General features: G+C 50.9%; 24 protein-coding genes. 13 read left to right on the top strand and 11 right to left on the bottom strand.

The features are described from left to right. Positions 1-108: 108 nt before the first annotated feature. On the top strand, positions 109-552 hold the full coding sequence (locus tag JRJ22_RS10340; RefSeq protein WP_206104369.1) for a GNAT family N-acetyltransferase: 444 nt from the start codon (positions 109-111) through the stop codon (positions 550-552). Between the two features lie 67 nt (positions 553-619). Here the strand turns inward: JRJ22_RS10340 and JRJ22_RS10345 are convergent, their stop codons facing one another. Genes JRJ22_RS10345 through JRJ22_RS10355 form a run of 3 tightly spaced genes read right to left on the bottom strand, consistent with a single transcriptional unit; the run spans position 620 to position 3,124 of the window. Beyond that, a complete protein-coding gene (locus tag JRJ22_RS10345) occupies positions 620-1,411 on the bottom strand; it encodes an ABC transporter permease (protein ID WP_206104370.1) in 792 nt (263 codons plus the stop codon). 9 nt (positions 1,412-1,420) lie between these two features. Continuing rightward, positions 1,421-2,251 carry an ABC transporter permease gene (locus JRJ22_RS10350; RefSeq protein WP_206104371.1) on the bottom strand — a complete coding sequence of 277 codons (831 nt, stop codon included), beginning with the start codon at positions 2,249-2,251 and terminating at the stop codon, positions 1,421-1,423. Positions 2,252-2,308: 57 nt separating this feature from the next. Further along, the gene (locus tag JRJ22_RS10355; RefSeq protein ID WP_232381098.1) at positions 2,309-3,124 is read right to left on the bottom strand and encodes an ABC transporter ATP-binding protein; all 816 of its coding nucleotides are present in this window, start codon (positions 3,122-3,124) and stop codon (positions 2,309-2,311) included. A gap of 383 nt (positions 3,125-3,507) precedes the next feature. Here JRJ22_RS10355 and JRJ22_RS10360 point away from each other — a divergent pair, with 383 nt between their 5' ends. Further along, the gene (locus JRJ22_RS10360; protein ID WP_206104373.1) at positions 3,508-3,999 is read left to right on the top strand and encodes a DinB family protein; all 492 of its coding nucleotides are present in this window, start codon (positions 3,508-3,510) and stop codon (positions 3,997-3,999) included. An 18-nt stretch (positions 4,000-4,017) separates the two neighbouring features. Here the strand turns inward: JRJ22_RS10360 and JRJ22_RS10365 are convergent, their stop codons facing one another. Then, the gene (locus tag JRJ22_RS10365; RefSeq protein WP_206104374.1) at positions 4,018-5,694 is read right to left on the bottom strand and encodes an ABC transporter substrate-binding protein; all 1,677 of its coding nucleotides are present in this window, start codon (positions 5,692-5,694) and stop codon (positions 4,018-4,020) included. A 113-nt stretch (positions 5,695-5,807) separates the two neighbouring features. On the opposite strand from JRJ22_RS10365, the gene JRJ22_RS10370 reads away from it, so the two are divergent. The 3 genes from JRJ22_RS10370 (at position 5,808) to JRJ22_RS10380 (ending at position 10,021) form a co-directional block, all read left to right on the top strand. Further along, positions 5,808-7,331, top strand: coding sequence for a DUF4153 domain-containing protein (locus JRJ22_RS10370; RefSeq protein ID WP_206104375.1), 1,524 nt, complete (start codon positions 5,808-5,810; stop codon positions 7,329-7,331). 84 nt (positions 7,332-7,415) lie between these two features. After that, the gene (locus JRJ22_RS10375; RefSeq protein ID WP_206104376.1) at positions 7,416-8,114 is read left to right on the top strand and encodes a Crp/Fnr family transcriptional regulator; all 699 of its coding nucleotides are present in this window, start codon (positions 7,416-7,418) and stop codon (positions 8,112-8,114) included. A gap of 209 nt (positions 8,115-8,323) precedes the next feature. Then, the gene (locus tag JRJ22_RS10380) at positions 8,324-10,021 is read left to right on the top strand and encodes a methyl-accepting chemotaxis protein (RefSeq protein WP_206104377.1); all 1,698 of its coding nucleotides are present in this window, start codon (positions 8,324-8,326) and stop codon (positions 10,019-10,021) included. Positions 10,022-10,093: 72 nt separating this feature from the next. Here JRJ22_RS10380 and JRJ22_RS10385 read toward each other — a convergent pair whose 3' ends face one another. Next, positions 10,094-10,516: a hypothetical protein gene (locus JRJ22_RS10385; protein WP_206104378.1), complete on the bottom strand. Its 423-nt coding sequence runs from the start codon at positions 10,514-10,516 to the stop codon at positions 10,094-10,096. A gap of 217 nt (positions 10,517-10,733) precedes the next feature. Here JRJ22_RS10385 and JRJ22_RS10390 point away from each other — a divergent pair, with 217 nt between their 5' ends. From JRJ22_RS10390 to cysK, 3 genes are all read left to right on the top strand, one after another. Then, the gene (locus JRJ22_RS10390) at positions 10,734-11,639 is read left to right on the top strand and encodes an AraC family transcriptional regulator (RefSeq protein ID WP_232381099.1); all 906 of its coding nucleotides are present in this window, start codon (positions 10,734-10,736) and stop codon (positions 11,637-11,639) included. A 171-nt stretch (positions 11,640-11,810) separates the two neighbouring features. Then, positions 11,811-12,683, top strand: a complete 873-nt coding sequence (locus JRJ22_RS10395) for a DMT family transporter (RefSeq protein ID WP_206104379.1) — start codon at positions 11,811-11,813, stop codon at positions 12,681-12,683. Positions 12,684-12,850: 167 nt separating this feature from the next. Beyond that, a complete protein-coding gene (gene cysK, locus JRJ22_RS10400) occupies positions 12,851-13,771 on the top strand; it encodes a cysteine synthase A (RefSeq protein WP_206104380.1) in 921 nt (306 codons plus the stop codon). A 45-nt stretch (positions 13,772-13,816) separates the two neighbouring features. Here cysK and JRJ22_RS10405 read toward each other — a convergent pair whose 3' ends face one another. From JRJ22_RS10405 to JRJ22_RS10420, 4 genes are all read right to left on the bottom strand, one after another. Further along, positions 13,817-14,311, bottom strand: coding sequence for a VanZ family protein (locus JRJ22_RS10405; protein WP_206104381.1), 495 nt, complete (start codon positions 14,309-14,311; stop codon positions 13,817-13,819). Between the two features lie 26 nt (positions 14,312-14,337). Next, positions 14,338-15,207, bottom strand: a complete 870-nt coding sequence (locus JRJ22_RS10410; RefSeq protein ID WP_206104382.1) for a M15 family metallopeptidase — start codon at positions 15,205-15,207, stop codon at positions 14,338-14,340. 99 nt (positions 15,208-15,306) lie between these two features. After that, positions 15,307-16,401 (bottom strand): HAMP domain-containing sensor histidine kinase, encoded by a 1,095-nt coding sequence (locus tag JRJ22_RS10415; protein ID WP_206104383.1) that lies wholly within the window; start codon positions 16,399-16,401, stop codon positions 15,307-15,309. Continuing rightward, positions 16,394-17,089, bottom strand: coding sequence for a response regulator transcription factor (locus tag JRJ22_RS10420; protein WP_206104384.1), 696 nt, complete (start codon positions 17,087-17,089; stop codon positions 16,394-16,396). The genes JRJ22_RS10415 and JRJ22_RS10420 overlap by 8 nt, the downstream gene beginning before the upstream one ends. Positions 17,090-17,425: 336 nt before the next feature. On the opposite strand from JRJ22_RS10420, the gene JRJ22_RS10425 reads away from it, so the two are divergent. Genes JRJ22_RS10425 through JRJ22_RS10435 form a run of 3 tightly spaced genes read left to right on the top strand, consistent with a single transcriptional unit; the run spans position 17,426 to position 19,603 of the window. After that, positions 17,426-18,232: a sensor histidine kinase gene (locus JRJ22_RS10425; RefSeq protein WP_206104385.1), complete on the top strand. Its 807-nt coding sequence runs from the start codon at positions 17,426-17,428 to the stop codon at positions 18,230-18,232. After that, positions 18,219-18,884: a response regulator gene (locus JRJ22_RS10430; RefSeq protein ID WP_206104386.1), complete on the top strand. Its 666-nt coding sequence runs from the start codon at positions 18,219-18,221 to the stop codon at positions 18,882-18,884. The genes JRJ22_RS10425 and JRJ22_RS10430 overlap by 14 nt, the downstream gene beginning before the upstream one ends. Positions 18,885-18,940: 56 nt before the next feature. Then, positions 18,941-19,603 carry a YcnI family copper-binding membrane protein gene (locus JRJ22_RS10435; RefSeq protein ID WP_232381100.1) on the top strand — a complete coding sequence of 221 codons (663 nt, stop codon included), beginning with the start codon at positions 18,941-18,943 and terminating at the stop codon, positions 19,601-19,603. Between the two features lie 119 nt (positions 19,604-19,722). Here the strand turns inward: JRJ22_RS10435 and JRJ22_RS10440 are convergent, their stop codons facing one another. Next, on the bottom strand, positions 19,723-20,142 hold the full coding sequence (locus JRJ22_RS10440) for a GNAT family N-acetyltransferase (RefSeq protein ID WP_332461395.1): 420 nt from the start codon (positions 20,140-20,142) through the stop codon (positions 19,723-19,725). Between the two features lie 193 nt (positions 20,143-20,335). On the opposite strand from JRJ22_RS10440, the gene JRJ22_RS10445 reads away from it, so the two are divergent. After that, positions 20,336-21,586 carry a purple acid phosphatase family protein gene (locus JRJ22_RS10445; protein WP_206104388.1) on the top strand — a complete coding sequence of 417 codons (1,251 nt, stop codon included), beginning with the start codon at positions 20,336-20,338 and terminating at the stop codon, positions 21,584-21,586. 309 nt (positions 21,587-21,895) lie between these two features. On the opposite strand, the gene JRJ22_RS10450 is transcribed toward JRJ22_RS10445, so the two are convergent. Next, positions 21,896-22,636 carry an SDR family NAD(P)-dependent oxidoreductase gene (locus tag JRJ22_RS10450; protein WP_206104389.1) on the bottom strand — a complete coding sequence of 247 codons (741 nt, stop codon included), beginning with the start codon at positions 22,634-22,636 and terminating at the stop codon, positions 21,896-21,898. A 128-nt stretch (positions 22,637-22,764) separates the two neighbouring features. Here JRJ22_RS10450 and JRJ22_RS10455 point away from each other — a divergent pair, with 128 nt between their 5' ends. Continuing rightward, positions 22,765-23,661, top strand: a complete 897-nt coding sequence (locus JRJ22_RS10455; RefSeq protein WP_206104390.1) for a LysR family transcriptional regulator — start codon at positions 22,765-22,767, stop codon at positions 23,659-23,661. The last annotated feature ends 26 nt before the right edge of the window (positions 23,662-23,687 follow it).

A 23,687-nucleotide genomic window follows, 5' to 3' on the forward strand; every position in this document is an offset into this window, starting at 1 on the left:
AAGCACAGATCTTATACCGGGACAACGGATGAAGCACCCGCGAAATGGACAGCTTTATGTATATGAGAAATAATAAAACATACAGGAAGCAGGAGGTACAGAGTACAGATGGTGTCTATTAAAGAAATTGAGGCAGACTCGCTTTCAGCCTTAAATGAGTTGTATGGAGAATTGACGGGTACATTGGCGGATCAAGACAAACTTACAAAAGCTTTTGCGGCCATCAAGGCAGACAGCAGGTACATATTATTAGGTGCCTACGTGGAGGGGGAGCTGCTGGGCTCCATAATGGGCATCATTTGCCAGGATCTTGTAGGGGATTGCCGGCCATTTATGGTCGTTGAGAATGTTGTTGTCTCCGCGCGGGCCCGCCGCCAGGGTCTGGGCAGACAGCTTATGACCGCGATTGAAGGCATTGCCCATGAGCGGGATTGTTATTACATCATCCTTGTCTCGGGTGAGAAACGCAAGGAAGCCCATGTCTTCTATGAGAGGATGGGCTACCGGGATGAGAAGGTTGAGGGCTACCGTAAGCATCTGAGCTCACATTGAAGTATGTAATGGAGCCCATACTGAAGCCATGAAGTTCTGCCAGGGAAGCTGATTCCGTTAACCGGAGTCAGCTTCCTGTGCTTTTGTAATGCCTCACGCCGATGCGCCAGACCAGCAGTGAGAGTCCCAAGAATACAGCTCCGGCGGGCAGCGAGAGGAAGCCCAGCCACTGTGGATATTCCCACCCGCATACTGTAGCCGCCGGATAGAAGCTGATGAACAGCATCGGGAGCACAAAGCTAAATACAGATTTCAGCGCTCGCGGCATATACGGCTCCGGACACCGGGTAATCTGGTAGCTAGCATTGGTCAGCAGATAAATCCAGTCGAGTCCTTTGATCGTGAAAAAGGCTAAACCCGAGGTCAGCACGAACACTCCACAGTACATCAAGCAGCCTCCCGCGAGCGCCATCACCAGAATTCCGAGCCTGCCGGGCGTCAAGGGGACGCCGAGCTCCCCAAGCGCCCAGCCTGCGGCACAGATTCCGGTGACAGGCCGGACCAGGCGGTGGAGATGGAATCTGGAGGCGGCAACCTGGACGAACAGGGAACGCGGACGGAGCAGCAGCCGGTCGAAATCCCCGGAACGCAGCAGATGCCACGGGAAATAATCAAAGCCGCGGCAGAGGCTCTCTGCGAGTCCGAAGGAAGCCACTGCCAGCGAGTAGACCAGAATGATATGGGCAACGGTCCATTCGCCGATATTGCCAAAGCGGGAGAACAGCAGAATGGTGGCAATGGGGTCGGAGACCACAACGATAAGCACCTGAATCAGCATCAGCCACCAGCCCTTATACTCCATGCCGGACAGCAGATGCATCCGTAAATATTTGAAATAGATTTTACCTTCAGCGATCATATATTAGTCTCAACCTCCCTGGACGATAATACTGTTCAGTTTACGTTTCATGATGAGCCGGCCAGCCGCAATGAAGAGCAGGCTCCAGATAAGCTGCAGGCCGATGCCGGGCAGTGCGGCGGCGGGAGCCATACTTCCTATATACAGCTGTACCGGAATATCCGCGAACCCTCCAAAGGGCTGAAGGTAAAGGAAGGTTTGCATGAAATCAGGCCAGAGCCGCAGCGGAAGATAGGTACCGGACAAAATGCCGCTCACAAGTAAAAGCATATAGGTCGGCCCGTCACCCCAGGAAATGTTCAACCGGATTGCGGTCACGAGCATGGCAAATGCCGAGCATAACAGAAACGCCATGACCACAGACAGTAGAAAACAGAACAGCGCGGTGAGTGAGGGCGGCTTGCCTAGTGCATATCCTGCAGGCATCAGCAAACCGGTAATCACGGTGGCCAGACTGCGGATCCACGAGGTGCCGAGCTTGCCGGCCGAGCTTTTGACGAACCAGTGTGTATATAGGTTCATGGGCCGGCACAGCTCGATCCCGACATCGCCGTTGTTGATTTTGCCCATGATCTCGCTGTCGATACTCATGCTCTGCAGCACAAACAGCCCTTGGGCCAGCCACACATAGGATATTGTCTGCGGAAGACTCAGCCCGTTATTGTTCCACGAGCCGTTCTCGCTGTATGTATAGAACACAGTGAACAGCACACATTCCAGAAGCGCCCAGAATACCCCGACCACTGTGCCGGAGATTGCGGATACACGGTACTGCAGCCCTTCGGCCATCCGGATCCGGAAGAGGGAGCTGCAGGCCCGGCATGTATTTCTAAAATTCATTGTTACACCTCATGGTTGATGAGCATATAGAGACATAGTTATTCCGCCAAAATCGGCTTAAGTCAGGGCCAAATCATTGTACATGGCGGCAATCATCGCGTCGGTGTTGACCTTCATGACCACTTCAGGCGCGTATTTCTCCTGCAGGCCCGAGAGCCTTCCGTCATAGAGCAGCTGACCGTGCCCGATAACCATAACCCGCTCACATAGTGCCTCAATATCATCCATATCGTGCGTCGTCAGCAGCATCGTGACCCCATTCTTGCGGTTCTCTTCCTTCAAAAAATTGCGCAGCGCCAGCTTGGATACCGCATCGAGTCCGATGGTCGGCTCATCGAGAAACAGAATTTTCGGCCGGTGCAGCAGTGCTGCCACAAGCTCACAACGCATCCGCTGTCCCAGCGACAGCTGTCTCACCGGCGTACTTAAGAGCGCTTCCACACCAAGTGTTGCTGTTAACTCCGATAGTCTTAGCCTATAATCTCCGGGAGGAATCGCATAAATATCCTTCAGCACGTCAAAAGAATCAGCCACCGGCACATCCCACCACAGCTGTGACCGCTGGCCGAAGACGACACCGATTCGGGATACGTGCTCAACGCGGTGCTTCCAGGGAACTTTGCCCAGGATGGTGCATTCACCGCTGTCCGGTGTCAGGATGCCGCTCATAACTTTCACGGAGGTGGATTTGCCGGCACCATTCGGGCCAATGTAACCCACCAGCTCGCCTTCTGCGATATCAAACCCGATGCCGCCGAGCGCCTCCACAGTTGTTATATTCCGCATATAGGCTCCCTTCAGCAGCCCCCATTTTCCTTCGGGCCGTTTGTACACTTTAAAGCTTTTGCGGATATCTCTGAGTCTAATTTGCATCTTAATCTCCTCCTTCGTGCAGAAGATCATATCATCATAGGGAGACGGGAATACAGCGGCACTAAGGATTCTCTTGATCCCTGGCTGACAGTCTCAGGGGGTAAACCATTTATTTTCTTAGTTTTCCATAAAAATGCTTGCTATGTTGACATTTCCGTGCTATATTAATTTTATAGTTAACGCAAGGAAAACTGATGTTTTTTTACATATGTATCCCAAACCTAACCTTTAACGTACCGGTGATGAAATCACCGGTATTTTTGCGTTGTCTGAAAGATGTGTTGAGCTGTAATGTATAATCAATTTTTACCTTCGGTGCCGCAGACGGCTGTGATAAACTGAAAACAACTATTCTATTAAATTTTAAACATTGGAGGAATTTCATGCAGACGTTTTTTCGCTATAACTGGATGGTCAGGGAAGAATGGTATAAATGGTGTGAGGAGCTGAGTGAAGAGGAGCTGTTGCAGCCGCGGGTCGGCGGGGTTGGCGGGATTCTGAAGACGCTGTTTCATATCGCCGATGTGGAGTGGAGCTGGATCATGGTGATGCAGGGCAAACCGGATTTTCAGGAGGATTTTGCCCATTATCATACGCTGGAGAAGGTTAGAGCGCTTGATGCGCGTTTCCGGCCGGAGGTGGAGGCGTTTGTCCTGGCGTGGAATGAGGGGCTGGAACGGAATATCTATAAAGACGTACGCCAGGACGGCTCCGAAGTGACCGATGGCTGGGGGGAGATTATGCGCCATGTCATCGCCCATGAGATCCATCATATTGGCCAGCTGTCACTCTGGGCCAGGGAGCTTGGCAAAGCGCCGGTTTCCGCCAATCTGATTGGCCGCGGACTGCTGGAAACCTTGCCGGGTAAGAAATAAGCTTGAGCGGAACAGGAGTTACAACTCCGGTGGAAACCACAGATGGCGCAGGTCTACCCAGCCCTGGCTGTTAAAGGTAACCCCGCGGACAGAGGGCAGATAGGCTGTTTCCGCCGGTTTCTCATATAGGATATGCAGCTGATGTCCATACTTCAGGCTATCTTCAATCGCCTGGAAGCCTGCGGTCCGGGCTTCGGGATCACGTTCGCGCGCAATGATCTGCAGCCGTCCTTCAATGTCGGCCCGCGTGCGCGGTTCAATATGCTGCACCATCGTAGAATAGAGGTCGAACAGTCTGAGCTGCTCATCCTGATCGCGAAGCAGGGAGAAGACGATCAGGTCGGCCTGCAGGCGGACGGGACCTTTGAATTCCTCAGGAGAGACGGATAATACATTGCACGTATATCCGCGGTGCGTTAGCTTCATTGCAACGGCCCCGGCATCACCGGCATACTGCGGGATGGTTGCGATTTGCAGTGCCGGCGTATCAGCCTCCGGCTGTTTCGGCCCTTGCGCTGCGCCTGCTTCATGTAAACAGGATAATACGTCTGCACGAAGCAGGGGATCGCTGAGCGGTCCCTTTTTTTTGGTATTGCAGGTGATGAATTTCCGCACAGAGGATTCCGAGTGTATCCTGCTCCAGACAGCAGAGCCTGCGGCTGTAGCGTTAGGGATGATATGGAACGGAGTGCTTGTCTCAGCCGAAGCCGAAGCGATGTCCCACGGGACATAAAGAATCTCCACCCGGTCAAGGTGAGCCCGGCCCTGAAAATAATAGGGGAATACTTCTAACGTGCACATATCCTCATTCATGTCCACCAGCTTAAAAGGCCCGGTTCCCGCCGGTCTGCGCCCGAAGCTGCCGGCAGGTGTTGTCTCCAGATCACGCGGAACGATGGCAGCGCGGCTGGTGCATAGGAAAGGGAGGAACAGCTCATTTGGTTTCTTCAGCAGAAAGCGGACTGTAGTCGGGCTAAGCGCCTTAACTTCCCGGATCTCCTTGAAGATATTGCTGTAAAGCATCCGCTGTGATGTGTTCATCATCCGCTCGAAAGAGTATACGACATCCTCAGCGGCTAGTACCTTTCCGTGATGGAACAGTACATCCTTGCGTAAGTGAAAAGTCCAGACCGTCCGCTTCTCATCCGCATCCCAGGCATGGGCGAGTCCGGGGGTGATCTTGCCCTGTCCGCCGCTGCGTGCGACCAGACCGTCAAATATGTGGCTGGAGACAAAGGATTCAGCCAGCAGGTTCATATACAGCGGATCCAGGTTGTGCAGGTGCTGCGTTACCGGAAGCCGCAAGGTATCAATCCGTCTATCGCTGCGGACCTCTGAATGATGCCCGAAATAGGCCATCAGCCAGCCTTGCAGTGTATCCTGCAGCGAGGAGGAGCGGGCATGCCCGCGTATACCTTCTATAGCGCTGCGTATATCGCTGCCGCTGATTGCCTGCATCATCGACTCCAGCGCAATTTCTTCAGCGCCCGCCAGGAACTTTAGCGATGAACGCCGGCCGCGTCCCCGGCTAGGCGTCCAGCGGATCCAGCCCTGTTCTGCCAGCTTGTTAATGACATGAAGAGCATTACGGTGGGTACAGCTCAGGGTATGAGCCAGCTCGTCCAATGTAACCGAGGCTTCCTCCGTTCCTCCATGCTGCGAATGCAGCTTCAGAAATTGGCTGTGCAGTTTCAAGGCGGGTAGCCTCCTTTTATAAAATAGGAAATGAACTTGCTTTTTTTTCTCTTTTTCTTCTTATTTTATCAGCTAGAATCAGGTTAAGAAAGTGATAAACTGGAGGGATTCCCATGAAAGAGAAAGGCCCTGCTAACCCGAAGACTGCGCTTCAGGCACTGGCTGCAGCCTTTATACTGGCGATTGTGCATCAATATTTGTTTTTTGGCCATAAGCCCGGTGTTTCATATCCCATCTTCGTGGCCCTGTTCTATGGCTTTATGCTCTACTATGCCAAAGATCGCCTGCGTCCGCCTACGTGGTTCAGCTATGTCTGGCTAGGTGCAATTTTCCTGCTGTCTATGACGTTTGTGCTGTTCTCAAACTGGTTTTTCATTGCACTGAACCTGCTGGTGCTTCCGGCGCTGATTCTGTTACATATGACTTATATGCTCAGCTACCGCAAGCCTTCCTGGAGCCGATTCAGCTTGATCGGTGCAGCGCTGGAGCATTTTTTTGCCCAGAGCCTGAGGCATTGGCCTACGGTATTTGCCGTTATCAAACAATCAAGCGGCCGCAGTATCCAGGGGGAACGCAAGCAGGTGATCATCAAGGTATTGATCGGACTAGCTTTTTCGTTTCCGCTTCTGCTGGTAGTGGTTTCCCTGCTCTCTTCGGCAGATGGTGTTTTCCATCAGGTGCTTAATCAATTTCCTGATCTGCTGGAGCGGATATCGTTCGATGAAGGCTTTGCCCGTACGCTGTGGAGTGCCCTCTTAGGGATGGGGTTGTTCGGTTATCTGTGGGGCTTCGTTGCTCCCAGGCTGAATAAGGCGGGTCTAGAGCAGAAGGACGGGAAGGCAGTGGGTGAAGGGAATGTTGAACCTGTAAGCTTTACCCTTGATCCGGTCATCATCACGACGGTTCTGACCATGATTAATATTGTTTATGTTCTGTTTGTTATTGTTCAGTTCTCTTATCTGTTCGGTGCCTGGGATGGTATTCTTCCGCAGGACAGTACATATGCCGACTATGCCCGTAGCGGTTTTTTTGAGCTGATACTGGTGACGGCGATCAATTTTGCTATCCTGCTGCTGTCACTGCTTGCTCTCGGAAGGGCTAAAGCCAGGCTGCAAACCTTCATCCGCATGCTGCTCTATATTATGGTGCTGTGCTCGATAGTAATGCTATATTCAGCTTATTCCCGGCTGGCACTATATGAAGAAGCCTACGGCTATACGCAGATCCGCTTTCTGGTCCATGCCTTTATGATTTTCCTGGGGCTTCTGCTGGTTCTGGCCTCAGTTCGGATAAGCCGGGCGCAGTTTCCGCTGATGAAATGTTACATTGTGCTTGGTCTGCTCGCCTACGTGATTATGAATTATATCGGAATGGACCGGATCATCGCCGGCCAGAATATAGCCCGTTATGAGTCCAGCGGGAAGCTGGATACGCATTATCTGATGGAGTTGTCGTGGGAAGCTGTTCCGAAGCTGATTGCGTTCAGTAAACAGGAAAACGGCTTGCTCGATCAGAACCTCCGTGAGAAAAGGTCTGAACCATCGCTAGACGCACAGGAATGGCCTTCCTTCAATATCTCTACATACCGGGGGCAGCAGGCGCTTAAGCGGTATCTCGGAACGCAGCAGACACCTTAATTGCACTTTCTTCCTGAAGGCCAAGGGTTGTGTTACAGTTAATACAAGGGGACAGCGGTCCTTGTGCAGAAGGAGGAAGGTTGTATGCAGTCGATCATTGACCCGGATGTTATCCAAAGGCTTGCCGAGCAAAACGGTCTTGGGGAGATGTTCAGCATCGGTGTTATTGCGGCCATGGAGCTGCGGAAATATGGTGACGGGGAGGCAGTCTGCTCGGTCGGTGACCGGCTGGAGAGCATGTTCATCCTTGTGCAGGGCAAGCTGAAAATTCATACGCTGCTGCCGAACGGAAAGTCTATGCTGGTACGGTTCGCAAGGCCGATGTCAGTAATCGGGGATGTAGAGCTGCTCCGGCAGTATCCGGTCAAAAATGAAGTAGAGTCTGTAGGCGATAGTCTGTTACTGGTGGCCGGACGGAAGATGCTGCTGAAGGAGCTGGAGGAGAACACGGTGCTGCTGCGTTTTCTGATGGGGGAGCTGAGCCACAAGATGTATACGCTGGGCCAGACCTCTGCCCTGAATCTGTTATATCCGGTGGAGAACCGGTTTGCCAGCTATCTGATGTCCTTGTTCGAAGATAATGTCGGAGGCCAGCGGGTTGAAGAAATCCGCACCTCCAGCCTGACGGAGACTGCGGACCTGCTCGGAACGAGCTACCGCCATCTGAACCGGATTGTTCGGCGCTTCATTGAGGAAGGGATTATTGAAAGGAAGCGCGGCCGCCTGAGCGTGCTGGATAAAGCCCGTCTGGCCCAGCTGGCGAACGGGAATTTATATGAATAGCTGATAATGAATTATACTATGACCGTCGAGCGGCTTGGAGCCGCTCATGACGGTCTTTTTCTTTGCCGTTTTCTGGGCCAAGCATACTTTCAGCTAATGTTCAGTTTGGGCTTGAGGTTATTTAAGGTCCATTTAAGGCTAAGGCCGTAGGATAAAACCATAGGAAATGTTTAGCATCACAGATACATAAGAATGGGGAGAAAATATTTATGTTTAAAGGAATCCGCGCAAGAATTTTAATGGGCTTCGCTGCCGTTATTCTCGTATTTATATCCGCTATAGCCGGCAATACTTTTTTTCAGGGCAAAGCAACGATGCTGTCTGACCAGATCAACCGCAACTACAGCAAGCTGACGCTGGTGCAGGAGCTGACGGATAGCATCCGTACGGCGGACGGGCTTGCAGCAAGATATGTGATGAGCAATACGGATGGAGACAGACAGACGAATCTGACTGCCTATGAGGCGGAGATTCCGGAAATTACGGCTGCCATTACGGAGCTCACCAATGCCGGATTAAATGAAGCAGAGCTGGCAGGGATTACGGATTTGGAAACCGGATGGAGCAATTATTTAACCACGCTGGAAAGTGCATTCGCACTGGCTAAGGAAGGGAACTTCCCGGCTGCCCAAAAAGAGTTCACCAATCTCTCACTGAATAAGATCATAGACTCCCAGCTGGAATTTGAGAACATGCTGAATGAAGAGATAGCGGCTGAGCTGAGCCAGGCAGAAGCGCATCGTGGCTCGGCTATGGGCATTAGTTTAGGGGTAACGGGCTTGTCAGTACTGCTGGCCGCGGTCATTGCACTGCTCCTGTCGCAGCGGATTCTGAAACCGATCCGCGATATGAACGGGCAGCTCATGGAGATTGCGGATGGTGAAGCGGATCTGACCCGCAAATTGACGGTCCGTACCAAGGATGAGATTGGTGAAATGGCCCGTCACTTTAACCGGATGACTGATAATCTCGGCAGCATCATCGGACAAGTCAGCCAGTCCGCGAATAGACTCGCCGTATCTTCCTCCAAGCTTACCTCGGACAGCGGGATGACTGCAGCAACTACAGAACGGATTGCTGATATTATGGGCACGGTTGCTTCCGGTACGGACAAGCAGATGAATGATCTGCAGACCAATATGACGACCATTCTGGAAATGTCCGCCGCGATCCAGCAGATCGCTGCAAGTGTTCAGGATATCTCCGATGCTTCCCTGCGTTCTGCAGATTACGCCATTTCAGGCGATGAGTCGCTGCAGGCGGCATCCCGCCAGATGGCATCGATCAACCGCTCGATACAATCATTGTCCCAGCAGGTGCTAGGTTTCGTGGAACGATCACAGGAAATCGGCAGTATTGTGGAGGTGATAAAAGGGATTGCTTCACAGACCAATATGCTGGCACTGAACGCAACCATCGAAGCGGCACGTGCAGGAGAGCAGGGCCGAGGATTCGCTGTGGTTGCTGATCAGGTACGCAAGCTGGCAGAACAATCGGGCGAATCGGCCAGCCTCATTGCCGGGATGGCGGCAAGCATTCAGACCGAAGCTGCGGGTGCAGTGAAAATGATGAAGAGCAGCATGAACGAGGTAGAGGAAGGAACCGGAATTATTGAGCATGCCAGCCGTTCTTTCGGTGAAATCCGGATTTCGATTGACACGCTGGCCGGGCAAGTCCAAGAGGTATCGGGAGCGGTGGAAGAAATGACGGCGGCTACGGATGAGATTGTTGTCTCTATCCGCAACGTAACGGAGATATCAGAAACAACCGCCTCCAATACACAGCATGTCTCCGCTGCTTCACAGGAGCAGATGGCTTCGGTCGAACAAATCGCCTCCTCTGCAAGCAACCTTAGCTCAATGGCTCAAGGGCTGCAGAGTCTGGTAGCAAGATTTAACGTAGCTTAGAAGCTTCAGCAGCCTCTTCGCTCCCAGAGAATACAGGATATGAAGACCCTGCCGGATGACGGCAGGGTCTTTCTATTGGCTTCTTTTTCCCCGCAGATATTTCAGGTCTTTAATTAAACCTAAAATGAGAAAAGCAAGCATCAGGATCAGAGTTATTGGCCCTGTGATAAAGACTAACCAGAAGATGGCCCCGCCGTTAAAGGCCGAGAGGCAAAATAAAGTGAAAAGATGAATATTAAAGAGGATCAGCGGATAATTCAGCCAACGTAAATACGCTATCCGTTTCACGCTCAGGATACAAAAGAGAATATAAACGGCCAAGGGAGGCGTTGTCATTAGGAAATAGGGCAGGATTTGACCGTCTTCGGGCATGCTAGCTTCACTAAAAAAACCATGCCTGTTTCCATATGGCGTAGCTACGAAGAAAAAATAAACAATAATCGCAACAGATGCCATCAATACGTAAATATCCATATTTTTTCGCTTAACCGTCATAAATCAGCCTCCAATACTTTAACATATTCGATGTACGGCCATAATTTCCTGTCAGACAAAGCTTCCAGCTAAGTGATTGCCAAAGATGGGATTACTCGTTGCATAAACCAGTAACTTCTTGCTATTCTGAGAAATAGTAACAGTATGGACAAGAATCTTTTTATTGTGTATCCATCTTATTTTCGGGATTGAGGGAAAACAGGTGAACAATGATTACATGGCACGTATTCAGGCTGTTCTTCAGTTTATCGAGGAGAATGTAGAACAGGATCTGACTCTGGAAATGCTCGCTGAGGTATCGAATTTTTCAAAGTTTCATTTTTCCAGAATCTTTTCGGCAATCATACATAAAACGCCCATGACCTATGTTACGGAGAGACGTTTGGAGCACGCGGTTACCTATCTGGCTGCAACGAATAAAACTATGCTGGATATTTCATCACTATGCGGCTTTACTTCCGTCTCCAGCTTCAATTCATCATTCAAAAAACGATATAAGACTACACCAAGCGCAATGAGAAGGTCCATGCAGGAACATAGCAACATCCCGTTTATCTCCGGCAATAATCAGGAAGAATTGTCCCTCTCAAAAAATTATGATTTGAATAGCAAGAACAATAATAATTTTCTGAGGAGAGTGTGGGAGATGAACATTGAGGTAAAAGAGCTTCCAGGCTATCAGGTAGCCTTTGCAAGGCACATTGGCAGCTATCTTGAAACGTATAAGGCTTGGGAAGCAATCGGAAAGTGGGCGCAGGAGAACGTTATACCGCGGGAGCAATATTTTATCGGAATCTCTTTGGATGATCCAAGTGTAACCGACGAACAATTCTGCAGGTACGATGCTTGCATCACACTTCCGGAAGGATTCTCAGCTGAGAGCGGTTCGGGCATTGAGTTTAAAACTTTATCCGGCGGGCAATATGCCCTGTACAAGTTCTATGATACGATCGATAAATTGGCGATTGCTTACCAGAGTATATACGGCGGATGGCTGCCTAACAGTGATTTTGAACCGGATGACCGACATGCGCTGGAGTTTTGTATGAATGATCCATATGCTGATCCTGAGGGCAAGGCGAAGGTTGATCTTTACATCCCGATAAAGCGTACCCTACCCTAATCTATCATTTACGTTTAGAATATAAGGAATTAATGTAATGGAAAGTGAGCTGAAACAGATGATGAAGTCACCATTATTTGAAAATGATGTACCAGTAGTTCTTCTTCCTTAACGGCGGAAAACTACAACTCCGTTAAGGACAGGGACTGTCTAATACACGGAGGGTGCAAAATGAAGAACACTTTAATCGGATCATTGTATTTATCGCTTGCGGCCAGTATTTGGGGCGGGATGTATGTTGTTGTGAAGCATGTGGTCGGCGTTGTGCCACCCCTTGAACTGGTATGGATTCGTTATGTCATTGCTATTACTGCGCTGCTGATCATCGGTTTAGTTACTAAACAGTCATGGCGTATAGATAAACGGGATATACTCCTGATTTTCATGCTCGGACTGATTGGAAACACCCTTTCCATCCTAACCCAGGAAGCGGATACTATGCTGTCAACAGCACAAATGGGTGCCATTATCACTTCAACGACACCTGCGTTTATGGTGCTGTTTGCCCGAATTCTGCTTAAGGAAAAGCTAACGCTAAAAAAAGCAGTTTCTCTCTTGTTTGCAACGGTTGGAGTCGGCATTATTGTCGGAGCGGGCAGTTTTGATCCGTCGCTTCAGCTTGGGGGCGTATCTCTACTTATCGCAGCACTTACTTGGGCACTTATGTCTGTTCTTATTAAAAAAGTACCTGGGCACTATTCTCAAATTGTTGTAACGTTTTATACGATCCTTGTGGCCATTGTGTTACTTACACCTGTCACCATCAGAAGATTACCCGAACTTGATGCCGGGGCTATGATGCATCCCTCGATTTGGGGCGGATTATTGTACTTAGGCGTGATTTCGACAGCCTGCGGCTTTTTATTGTGGAACCGCGGACTGCAAATGCTCAAAGCTTCAAGCGGCGGATTATTTTTCTTTTTCCAGCCTGTTGTCGGGACTTTTTTAGGGTGGCTGTTACTTGGTGAGCAGATTGGTCTGACCTTTTGGATAGGTACAATCTTAATTTTTATAGGTGTACTATTAGTCATTGGTGAAGAGTAAGATCAATCGAACTGCGGCAGTCCAGGACTTGCTTTCTTGTCCATGGCTGCCGTTTTTTCCTTGAACGCTGAACCGCCGCCAGTCCCGCCAATCGAAAAATACCAGCCTCAAAGACTACAATGGGGGATACAGAAGGTTTGCATGGCAAGGAATAAGGAGGACAAAATATGAGATCCCTGGTAGTGAATAATATTACAGAACTGATCGGCAACACACCTGCCGTCCGGCTGAACAGGCTGGCGGGTCAGGATGACGCGGAAGTGTATGTGAAGCTGGAAATGTTCAATCCCAGCGGCAGTGTTAAGGACCGGGCGGCATATAATCTGATCCTCCAGGCGGAGCTGGACGGAAGACTTACGCCCGGCGGAACGATTATCGAGCCGACGAGCGGCAATACGGGTATCGGTCTGGCCATGAATGCTGCGGCGAAAGGCTACAAGGCCATTCTCGTGATGCCGGATAATATGACGAAGGAACGGATCAATATCCTGAAAGCCTACGGCGCAGAAGTGGTGCTGACTCCTGCGGCAGAGCGGATGCCGGGAGCGATTGCTAAGGCACTGGAGCTGGGCGCGGGCATACCGGACAGCTTTATTCCGCAGCAGTTTGAGAACAAAGCCAATCCCGACATCCACCGCACGACGACAGCACCGGAAATCCTGGAGCAGATGGAGGGACGGCTCGATGTATTCGTCGCCACTTCAGGAACAGGCGGCACGATTACAGGTACGGGAGAAGTGCTGCGCGGGCAGCTGCCGGATCTGCGGGTCGTAGTTGTGGAGCCGCAAGGATCGCCCGTGCTCTCCGGCGGACAGCCCGGACCGCATAAGCTGGTTGGCACGAGTCCAGGCTTCATCCCGGCCATCCTCAATACTGAGGTGTATGATGAAATTGTCCAGGTTGCCGATGAAGATGCCCTGGAGACAGTCCGGGCGCTGGCGAGCCAAGAGGGGATATTAATCGGTCCTTCCGGCGGTGCGGCGGTGTGGACGGCGCTGCAGGAAGCACGGCGGCTGGGCCCTGGCAAACGGGTGCTGTGTATTGCTCCAGATACAGGAGAAAGGTATCTTAGTATGGGAATATTCTAATTCTCTAATGGTAGCCTCATTAGCGTAAGACTGACCTGCCCTTCGTCACTTTTCCGTGACCGGAGGGCTTTTTCGTATGCCCTTCCACAACCTGAACAGGCCATAACCCAGCATGCCCCCGAAGGTATTCAGAATAAGATCATCCACATCAAAGGTTCCAATCGAGAATAGGCCTTGAGCACATTCCAGTAAGGCACTTAATCCAAAAGCCCGCAGGACCAGCCCACGCAAGGAAAGGCTCCGGTTAGGAGACAGTAACGCTGTAAATAAGCCGAACGGCAGGAACAGCACTATATTGCCGATAAAATTCAACAGCGTAGTAGCTGTAAGATGATGAAAGGTATTCGATATGGTAGCCAGCGGGATTAAATTTCCCATCCGCAGCTGACGCTCTATGGTGTCAGGACTCCGCTGAAGCTGATGCCAGAGGAAAGTGAAATCAATCGGGCTGAACTTGAACAGAATGATTTTGAACAAAATATAGATATAACCTGCATACAAAGCCTGTAATCCGTAATGACGAAATTTAAGCAGTTTCATCAGAGTTCCCCCCTTCAAATATATTATCAATTGCTGTCATGATATACCGTTACAATGACTCCATCCATATTGTTCCCCGAGATCTCATAGTGCCGGCCTGCGGGAATGGTGAACGGGGTGTTGCCGGTAACAGGAACGTATGAAATTTGGTAGCTTACCCCATTCACCGTGGCTGTAATGGTCTTCTGCTCCTTAAGGAATACGAGATATTCCTCAAGGGTTAAGTTTTTGTCACGCATAATGATGCTGTGCGGCAATCCGACATAGCGGAAATGCCAGGGCTCATATTGAATGCCGGTGATGTCCGTCTTATCCTGCGGATAGCGTAAAATAAATCCGTAGTCCCAGGCATTCTGCTCAAGCCATTGCCCTTCAGGTGCATTGTTCATTTCCATCTGGGTAGATCCGATATCGAGCGATAATCCAAGGTTATGTTCACTGTGGCCGGGGGGCAGAGCAACCTCAGCGCCTTTCTCCTCATAGAGCCGCTCCTGCTCCTCTTTGCTGCGGTAACCGCTGCTGATCAAAAAATGCTTAACGCCTTGGCGTCCGGCAGCTTCTATCATCGTTGAGAACTTTTCCGCTACCTTCTGCGACAGCATGATCTTGTTGTTAAGCAGCCCGTATCCTTCCGTCAGCTCTTGATGTTGAAACAGGTTAACGATATCGGGAGTAACCCCCGTCTTATGTACAGGATAATCCTTGTTGACCAGCAGCAGATTTCCCTGATAAATCTGATTCTTCGAAAGGACCGTTATATCAAAGCCTCCGGATTCTCCAGTCATAGCGCGGACAGTTTCTGCCCCATGCGTATTATAGTTAACCTCCTTATTCTGATGCAGCGCCTCATAGCCCACCAGCAAAAGGATGACAGCCCAAAAAACCCACTTCTTCATTTCGGTTTCCTCCTTATCTTCATGTCTAAAGAATAGAGGCAACCGTTTAAAAAGAAAGTGGGGTAAAGTTAAAGTTTTTCTTAAATTCGCTAAGCAGAGTTATTGTGGCCGCGGCAGGCGGACTTCAAAGAGCGTACGGATAGGGTCACTTTCCACTGAGATTGTACCGTTATGCTGTTCTACGATATTTTTGGCAATGAATAATCCGAGTCCGGTGCCGCCTTCGGGATGCTGCCGCGCCCGGTCGCCGGTATAGAACATATCGAACAGATAAGGCAGATCCGGCTTCGCAATGCTGCCGCCGTAATTGATCACTTGAACGACCGCCTGCTTCCCCTCGGGGTAACTGCGGATGTCGACATATTGGCCATCCTTGCCGTATCGCACGGCATTGGTGAGCAGGTTCTCAAATACGCGTGCAAGCAGCTCGCCGTCACCTTCAATCTCCATCTGCGGCGTGATCTCCAACCGGGCATGGAGCCCGTTGTTGTCCAGGAGCGGATACAGCTCTTCGTTTAACTGGACCAGCAGCTCGCTCAGGTCAAGCAGACGCTTATCAAGGGTCAGCATGCCGTAATTCATCCGGGTGATTTCAAAGAGCTCATCAATGAGCCTTTCCAGCCGCTGGGACTTGGTAAAGGCAATCGAGGTATAATGCCTGATTTGTTCGGCGGATAACTCTCCGTCGTTCAGAACATAGTCGAGATAACCCAGCACAGACGTCAGTGGCGTACGCAGGTCATGAGCCAGATTCAGCACCAGCTGATCCTTGCTGTTCTCGGCGAAATCCCCGCGCTCCACCGCCTGCTGCAGCTTACCGCTGGCCAGATTCAAATCAGCGGCAATATCGCCGAACTCGTCGCTTGCGGAGATATCAATGCGACTGTTGAAGTCTCCGTTAGCCAGCTGGCGGATATGTTGCGAAATCTCCCGGAAATAATGGGCGTAGGGCTTCGTGAATAGGAAGAAGAACAGCAGTGCCAGCGGAATGAAAAAAATCAGGAAGAAATTCAGATCGCCGATATTGCCGATGATATAGCGGAATCTGGCCAGAGAGTCCTCGGCCTTAACCTGAGATACATAATATGTTTGCAAAACCTTATACAGTGCATAAGTAAGCGTGCCGGAGAGAAGCATGCTCAGGACAAGCAGCAGGATCATGGTGAAGCGGAAGCTGCGGAACAGTTTAGCCATTGAATGTATACCCTACCCCCCAGATCGTTTTAATCCATTTATTTTTGTTCTGCTCCTCGCCGAGCTTTTTGCGCAGTGTACGGATATGCACCATAACGGTATTCCCGCTCTCATAGTAGGCTTCGCCCCAGACCTGCTGGAATAACTGCTCCGCGCTGAATACTTTCTTGGGGTAGCTTGCCAGCAGATAGAGAATATCGAACTCCTTGGGTGTCAGCTCCACATTGTTCCCGAAGACAATAACGGTCCGGCGGTCCGGATCAATCATGAGACCCCCGGCTTCAAGCACCGCCTTTTGTTCGGTCTGCGGCTGATTAAGCTGCATCGAACGGCGCAGCTGCGCGTTCACCCGGGCGACCAGTTCCATGGGATTGAACGGCTTGGTCATATAATCGTCAGCTCCGATTACAAGGCCGGTGATTTTATCCAAGTCCGAGGTTTTGGCGCTCAAAAAGATAATTGGCAGCCTCTGCTGCTCCCGGATCTGCCGGGTCACCTCATGACCGTCCAGCCCGGGCATCATAATATCCAGCACCGCCAAATCGATATGCTGCGATTGGACCGCCTGAACGGCTGCTCTCCCGTCGGTTACCTTGACGGCATGATAGCCCTCTTTTTCCAGATGCAGTCCGACCAGATTGGCAATTTCAGCATCGTCATCGGCGATAAGAATCGTTATCCGTTTCATTTCATTTCCGCTCCTGTTAGAGTTAACTAGATTTTGCACCTGTGCGGCGCTTTGCTCCTAGTGTACCTTATCGGAAGTTGTTTCGCGAACCGTAATCGTGAATAATAGGTATAGGCTGCTTCGTTCGGCGTTCGCTAAGAAATAGAGGTTCTGCCAGTCTCCCGGGTGAGAGAGTTATATTTTAAATACTTAAATTTGTAACTATTATAGAAACGGCATAGCCCGAAAGAGTCATGCCGGAGCTTACCCGGAGATGGTAAGGTTAGAATCAGGATTTAGGAGGGGACAGCAACGTATACGAGAATTAAGCTGCTAATTCTGCTGCTTCCAACGGTCATGGTCGGCATTTGGGAATTGGTGCGCCACCAGTTTTTGATGCCTTATATTTCGATGGATATGGGGAACTATTTAACGCCTGCACTGGTCTTTTTGTTCAGCATTATGCTGCTGCTGCCGCTGTTCCGGATGATGGAGCGGAATCAGAGGGAGCTGGAACAGGAACGGGCTGCAAAGGCTGCAATGGAAGCCCGCGAAGGCTTGGCCAAGGAGCTGCATGAAGGGATGGCGCAGTCCCTGTTCCTGTTATCGGTACGGATTGACCGCCTGGAGCAGAGCCGCAAGCAGGGCGGGATTAGCGCAGAGAGTGTAGATCAGATTAAAAAGACGGTCCATGAGGTAAACCGTTACGTGCGTCAGGCGATTGCCAGTCTCAAGGTGCCGGTCTCTGGCAAGGCGGAGTTCTCCCTGGAACGTTCAGTGAAGGAGCAGCTCTCGGCCATCGCCAGTGAGGTGATGATTGGTGTCACGCTGAATTGGAGCCTGCAGGAGGATGCATTGACGGCTGCGGAACAAGCCGAGCTGCTGTCCTGCATCCGTGAAGCGATAATCAATGTGCGCAAGCATACTCGGGCAGGCAGAGTTACCATTTCCGGTGAGGGCGGTCAGCGGCACTGGAGAGTGACTGTTGCGGATAACGGAGCGGGTATTATACATAGCGATCCATTTGCGGTGAGCGGCAGTTACGGCCTCCAGATCATGAAGGAGCGTGCTGAGAGTATGGGCTGGCAGCTTGCCTTGAAATCCGGTGCCGGGGGTACGATTGTCGAACTAACGAAAGGGGGGCCTGCGGATGAACCGCTGTAGGGTACTGATCGTCGATGATCATGCGCATGCACGTGAAGCGATGGGCGAGATCCTGTCGCTGGATGAACGTTTCGAAGTGATTGGTGCAGTGGGAAGCGGAGCCGAGGCGATGGTCTGGACCGGGCAATGGATGCCCGACCTCATTCTGATCGACATTGAAATGCCGGGAATGGACGGGCTGGAGACCACACGGCGGATCAAGCAGGAATATCCGTATGTCAAGATCGTGATCGTCACTGTTTCTGATGAAATTTCGTACTTGTTTGAGGCCCTGAAGCAGGGTGCACAGGGATATCTGCTGAAGAATCTGGCTCCATCGACCTGGATCGAATATCTGCTGGCGATTGTTAGTGAAGAGGTTCCACTTAGCCGGGAGCTGGCCTTTCAGATTCTGAAGGAATTTGCGGTGACCTCTGTGAAGGAGGAACGGGAAGCATTAACGGCGCGGGAGAAGGAAATACTGGGCTGTGTCTCCTCTGGTTCCACGAACAGGGAAATTGCATCAACCCTCGGCATCTCCGAGCACACGGTCAAAAACCATCTCAAAAACATCCTGCAAAAGCTTCAGCTACAGAATCGAACGCAGCTGACGCGCTATGCCCTGGAGCAGGGGCTGGCTTCACGTGAGCGGGATTTTCCGCGGAAGAGATAGAAGCTGAATATAGCTAAACTTTAACATCATCGAGAAGATAAATAGGGGGAATGATCTTGAATACGTTGCTTCGTAAAATAACAACTTTGACTGCTCCCATGGCGGCAGCCTTGATGCTGTTTGCAGCGGTAGCCAGTGCGCATGTAACCGTCACTCCGGCCGAGTCCACCACCGGTGCCTGGGAGACTTATACCCTGAAAGTGCCTTCGGAAAAAGACATTGCCACCGTGCAGGTGGATCTGCGCATTCCGGAAGGTGCCGCATTCAAGCAATACGAGGCTGTGCCGGGCTGGAACGTGACCATTGACGGCAATAAAGTCAGCTGGACGGCGACTGGTGAAGGCATTCAGGCCGGCCAGTTCCAGCGCTTTTATTTTACAGCCCAGAACCCGGATACAGCAGGCGATATCGCCTGGGATGCCTATCAGCATTATGCGGATGGCAGCTTAGTGCAGTGGTCCGGCGAGGAAGGTTCGGAATCCCCGCATTCCATTACCGGGATTGTAGAGGCAGCGGCAGGCAGTGACAGCCACTCACATGGTTCAATGGATATGGATATGGGAAACGGCGGTTCTATGAGTATGGATGAGCACAATGCAATTATGGCGGACGTGGACAAGTCAAACGGCACCTCGCCGCTGCTGTATATCACGCTGGGGATCTCGCTGTTGTCGTTCCTGCTGGCGGCGATTAGTTTGCTGCGGGGGAAGAAGGAGTAGGGCTGGAGCACTGGGAGCATATTTAAATAACTACGATAATAGGAAGCTGTGGATTGCTTCATCCAATAGGGGGTGAGCGGTCCACAGTTTTTTTGTGTATAGGGCTGGAATTTCCCAGCTCATTTTGATTTTATTAAGTAAAGAACAAGTTCATCGTCGATACAAACTTGACTTCCGGGTTCGACAGGTAAATCATTGTACATGACTCCCCTGCCATCAGGGATATAACCCCGTTTTACGTACAACCGTTGCGCGGTTCCGTAGCTGGCATATAATCCAAAACCAATACCGATCGAATTTGATCTGGAAAATGCTGCTTCTTCAAGGACTTCAACTAGAGCACTCCCTATGCCGCGTTTTCTAAAAGGGGGGATGATATCGAAATTCTGAATTTCGGGAATGTTGTTTTCAGCAAAGTGCGGGTAATGAGATTTAAAGACGACATGTCCCCATCCTGCAAACTCATTTTCATAGAACACTAAGTATGTAACGCGTGCTTGGGTTTGGTTTTCTTTCCAGCAAAGTTCAATATAATCCAGAGGTTTGCTTACGTCATGTAATGCTAATCCCGTATTGGATTTTAGATGGGATTAAACTATTTTTGTTAAACTATCCAGCAGACAGCCGCCCAGCATCTTCCGGATGATCTCGTGGTATTTCGCTTCGGATTTGACTTTCAGGCTTGCCGGAGGCTATGTTTGTAAACATAGGTACGGGTTTAGGAGGGATAGGATGAAAGACTTAAAGACTGTACTCATCATCGGAATCATCATTCTCGTGTTATTTGTGGCTGCGGTGGCGCTGGAATGGCTGAAGTCTGGGCGGACTGCGGAGAATTTGTCTTCCGGTATACCCTATAATCTGGTCACTACCTTCAAAAGTGATGCGGAGAACGGCCGTGCGTTCACCTGGTACACCGAAGACTCCGGCGCTGCCGGCTTGCTGCAAGTAGTGATAGGCGGGAAAGCCGCTTTTGACGAAGAAGCTGTAATCAAGGTGGAAGCTGATAATACGGTTATCAAGACAGATAAGGGCAGCAGAGGTGTCCATAAAGCTGAGGTTAGCGGGCTTGAGGCAGGTACGCTGTATACATACAGAGTGGGTACGGGCAATGTAGGTGAATGGAGTGCAGCGGTGCAGTTCACAACGGCGAAGGTGGACAGCGATAGTGTAACGTTTATCAATGTAACCGACTCGCAGGGTGTGACGGCGGCGGATTTCGATATTTGGGGCAAGACGCTGAATAAGGCGTTTCAGACCTTCCCGTCGGCACAGTTTATTGTGCATAATGGTGACTTCACGGAGACTCCGGGGGATTCGGCGGCCTGGGACAGCTTGTTCAGCAATGCTGAACGATGGATTTCAGGCATCCCGCTGATGCCGGTGACAGGCAATCATGATGAGATCGACGGACAGGCGGCGGAATTCACCTCCCATTTCAATCTGCCGGGCAACGGGGCAAAAGGCTCGATCGCAGGGACTTCATATTCCTTCAATTATGGACCGGTGCATGTAACAGTACTCAATACGGAGAGTAATCTGAAAAAGCAGGCCGACTGGCTGAAAAAGGATCTGGCGGGCACGGATAAGCCGTGGAAAATCGTGGCGATGCACCGCCCGGCCTATGGCGGCAACACCTATAAGAAGGTGGAGGACTGGACAGTGATTTTTGATAAATATCAGGTCGATCTGGTCCTTCAGGGTCACAATCATGAATATTCCAGGTCTTATCCGTTGCTTGACGGTGCCATCGTGCCCGAAGGCGAGAAGCCGGTAGGAGCGGCCAGGGGAACGGTCTATGTGGTTACGAACGCTTCCGGATCCAAGTTCAACGAGAAAAAGGAGGATCAGTTCTACCATAAAGTCCATTTCCAGAATAACCAGCCGATGTTCGCCGGGATTTCCGTCAGTGGACGTATGCTTAGCTTTGAGGCTTATGATATCGACGGCAACAAGCTGGATGAGTTCATCCTGACGCATTAGGCAAAGGAGACTTTGCTGATTTGTTAGCAGAGTCTTTGGTTTGACTAAAAATGTAATATTTAGTGTGAAAATGGTACGTTATCTGGCGACATATTTCTGAAATGTTGAACCGTTTTATGCCCGAACGGATATCGGCGGCGCCTGCCGCTGGATTCGGTTCCGGCAGTCTGGTCTGGGGCAATGAACCCTCATAATCATAAGCGGCGGAAAGTGAGGCACTGATTTAAACCATAAGCTAACTTAAACGAGCAGCCTCATCCTTCACTTTGCGGTGGAAGATGAGGCTGTTTCAATCATGAAGTCCTGCCGCTATAACGTCTGTCCGCTATCCACCGTGATGATCTGCCCTGTCATGGCCTCCTGTGTAAGTGCAGCGCAGATGAACCTTGCGATATCCTCCGGTTCCGCAATCCGCTGCAATAGCAGATTCGGTGCCAGGCTATGCATTTGTTCCTCCCGGCCTGCCCACCACCGCGTTGCGACTGCACCCGGAGCGACACAGTTAACCCGGACATCGGGGGAGAGGGCGCGGGCCAGCGATTTAGTAAGGCCGTGGACGGCTGCTTTGGAGACCGCATAGGGCAGCGAAGAACCGTTGCCCGTATTCCCCGCAATGCTTCCGAGGTTGACGATTGCCCCCTGTTTGCTCTGCTTCAGATAAGGGGCCGCTGCCCGGGCGCAGTAGAACATTCCTTTGACATTGACATCAAACAGCTCATCCCACACCTCATCACCAGCAGCTTCCAAATCCGCAAGCGGAATATGCCTGGTGATGCTGGCGTTATTCACCAGCAGATCAAGCGTTCCAAATGCTGTAATGATCTGCCCGACCATTCCCCGGACCTCGCTGTCTTTAGACACATCGGCCTGTACCGCAATGGCCTGTCCGCCCTGTTCTCTAATTACCCGCACGGTTTCTTCGGCCTCTGCTGCGGAACGGGAATAATTCACGGCGACTGCTGCACCGCGTCGGGCCAGCTCCAGGCTGACAGCCTTACCAATCCCAGTGCCTCCGCCGGTCACAAGCGCTGCTTTTCCTGCAAGTTCCATTTGTATCCTCTCCTCTGTACATATAGCTTTGTTCTCGATATAAACTATTTTAAAGTTAACTCTTGATTCTGTATAATTGAATTAACTGAAGAATTGATTCAATTATTGTGAATTGTAAGGGGATACCTATGGAGCTCAAAACCTTAAAAACCTTCCAGGCCATTGTAAATACCAGGAGCTTTAACCGGGCCGCGGAAGAACTAAACTATGCCCAATCTACGGTCACCATGCAAATCCAGAAGCTGGAGGCGGAGCTTGGGATGCCACTGCTCGAACGGGGGAAACAGCAGGTTAGTTTAACTGAGGCTGGACGTCTTCTCTACGAACAAAGCCTGCGGATTGTAAAAGATATGGAGCTGCTTGAGAACAGATTGGGTGAATTGACGGCGGGCGAAGCCGGGAATCTACGGCTTGGAGCGACTGATCCTACCGCCAGTTACCGGCTGCCGGCTCTTTTGCGGGAGTTCATGACAATGCATCCCGGCATAGAGATCTCAGTCGACATTGGCAGTACATCGGCGCTCACGGAACGTCTGCTGAAGGGTGAACTGGACATGATCCTCTGCTCAGTGCCGGAGATGGGCAAGGGGCTGCATTATGAGCCGCTTTTTACGGAAAAATTCGTGCTGCTCCTGCCGGAAGACCATCCGCTGGCGGCTGAACCACAGATTACAGCGAGTCAGCTCAGGGAGCATCGTCTGCTCATTACGGCCGCAGGCTGCCCGTATCGCAAGAAATTGGAAAGTGTGCTGCAGGAATCCGCAGGGCCGCCGCTGAATACTATGGAAATCGGCAGCATGAGTGCTTTAAAATATTATGTGCAGAGCGGTTTGGGGATGGCCTTGGTTCCGGAGTCAACGCTACAGCCTTTGCCGGCAGGTACCCTGGAAAAGAGGCTGCAGGACGGACCGGTGGACATGAGCTGCGGAATAGCCTGCAGAACTGCCGATTATCCATTACAGCTGGCCGCCTTAAGCTTGTACCAATTTTTGCAAAGCGCGCTTGCCGCGCAGGGTAATCATTAACTTAGTTGAGAAGAGCGTAGCAGAGA

It is taken from the genome of Paenibacillus tianjinensis (genome assembly GCF_017086365.1).
Classification (GTDB): domain Bacteria; phylum Bacillota; class Bacilli; order Paenibacillales; family Paenibacillaceae; genus Paenibacillus_AQ; species Paenibacillus_AQ tianjinensis.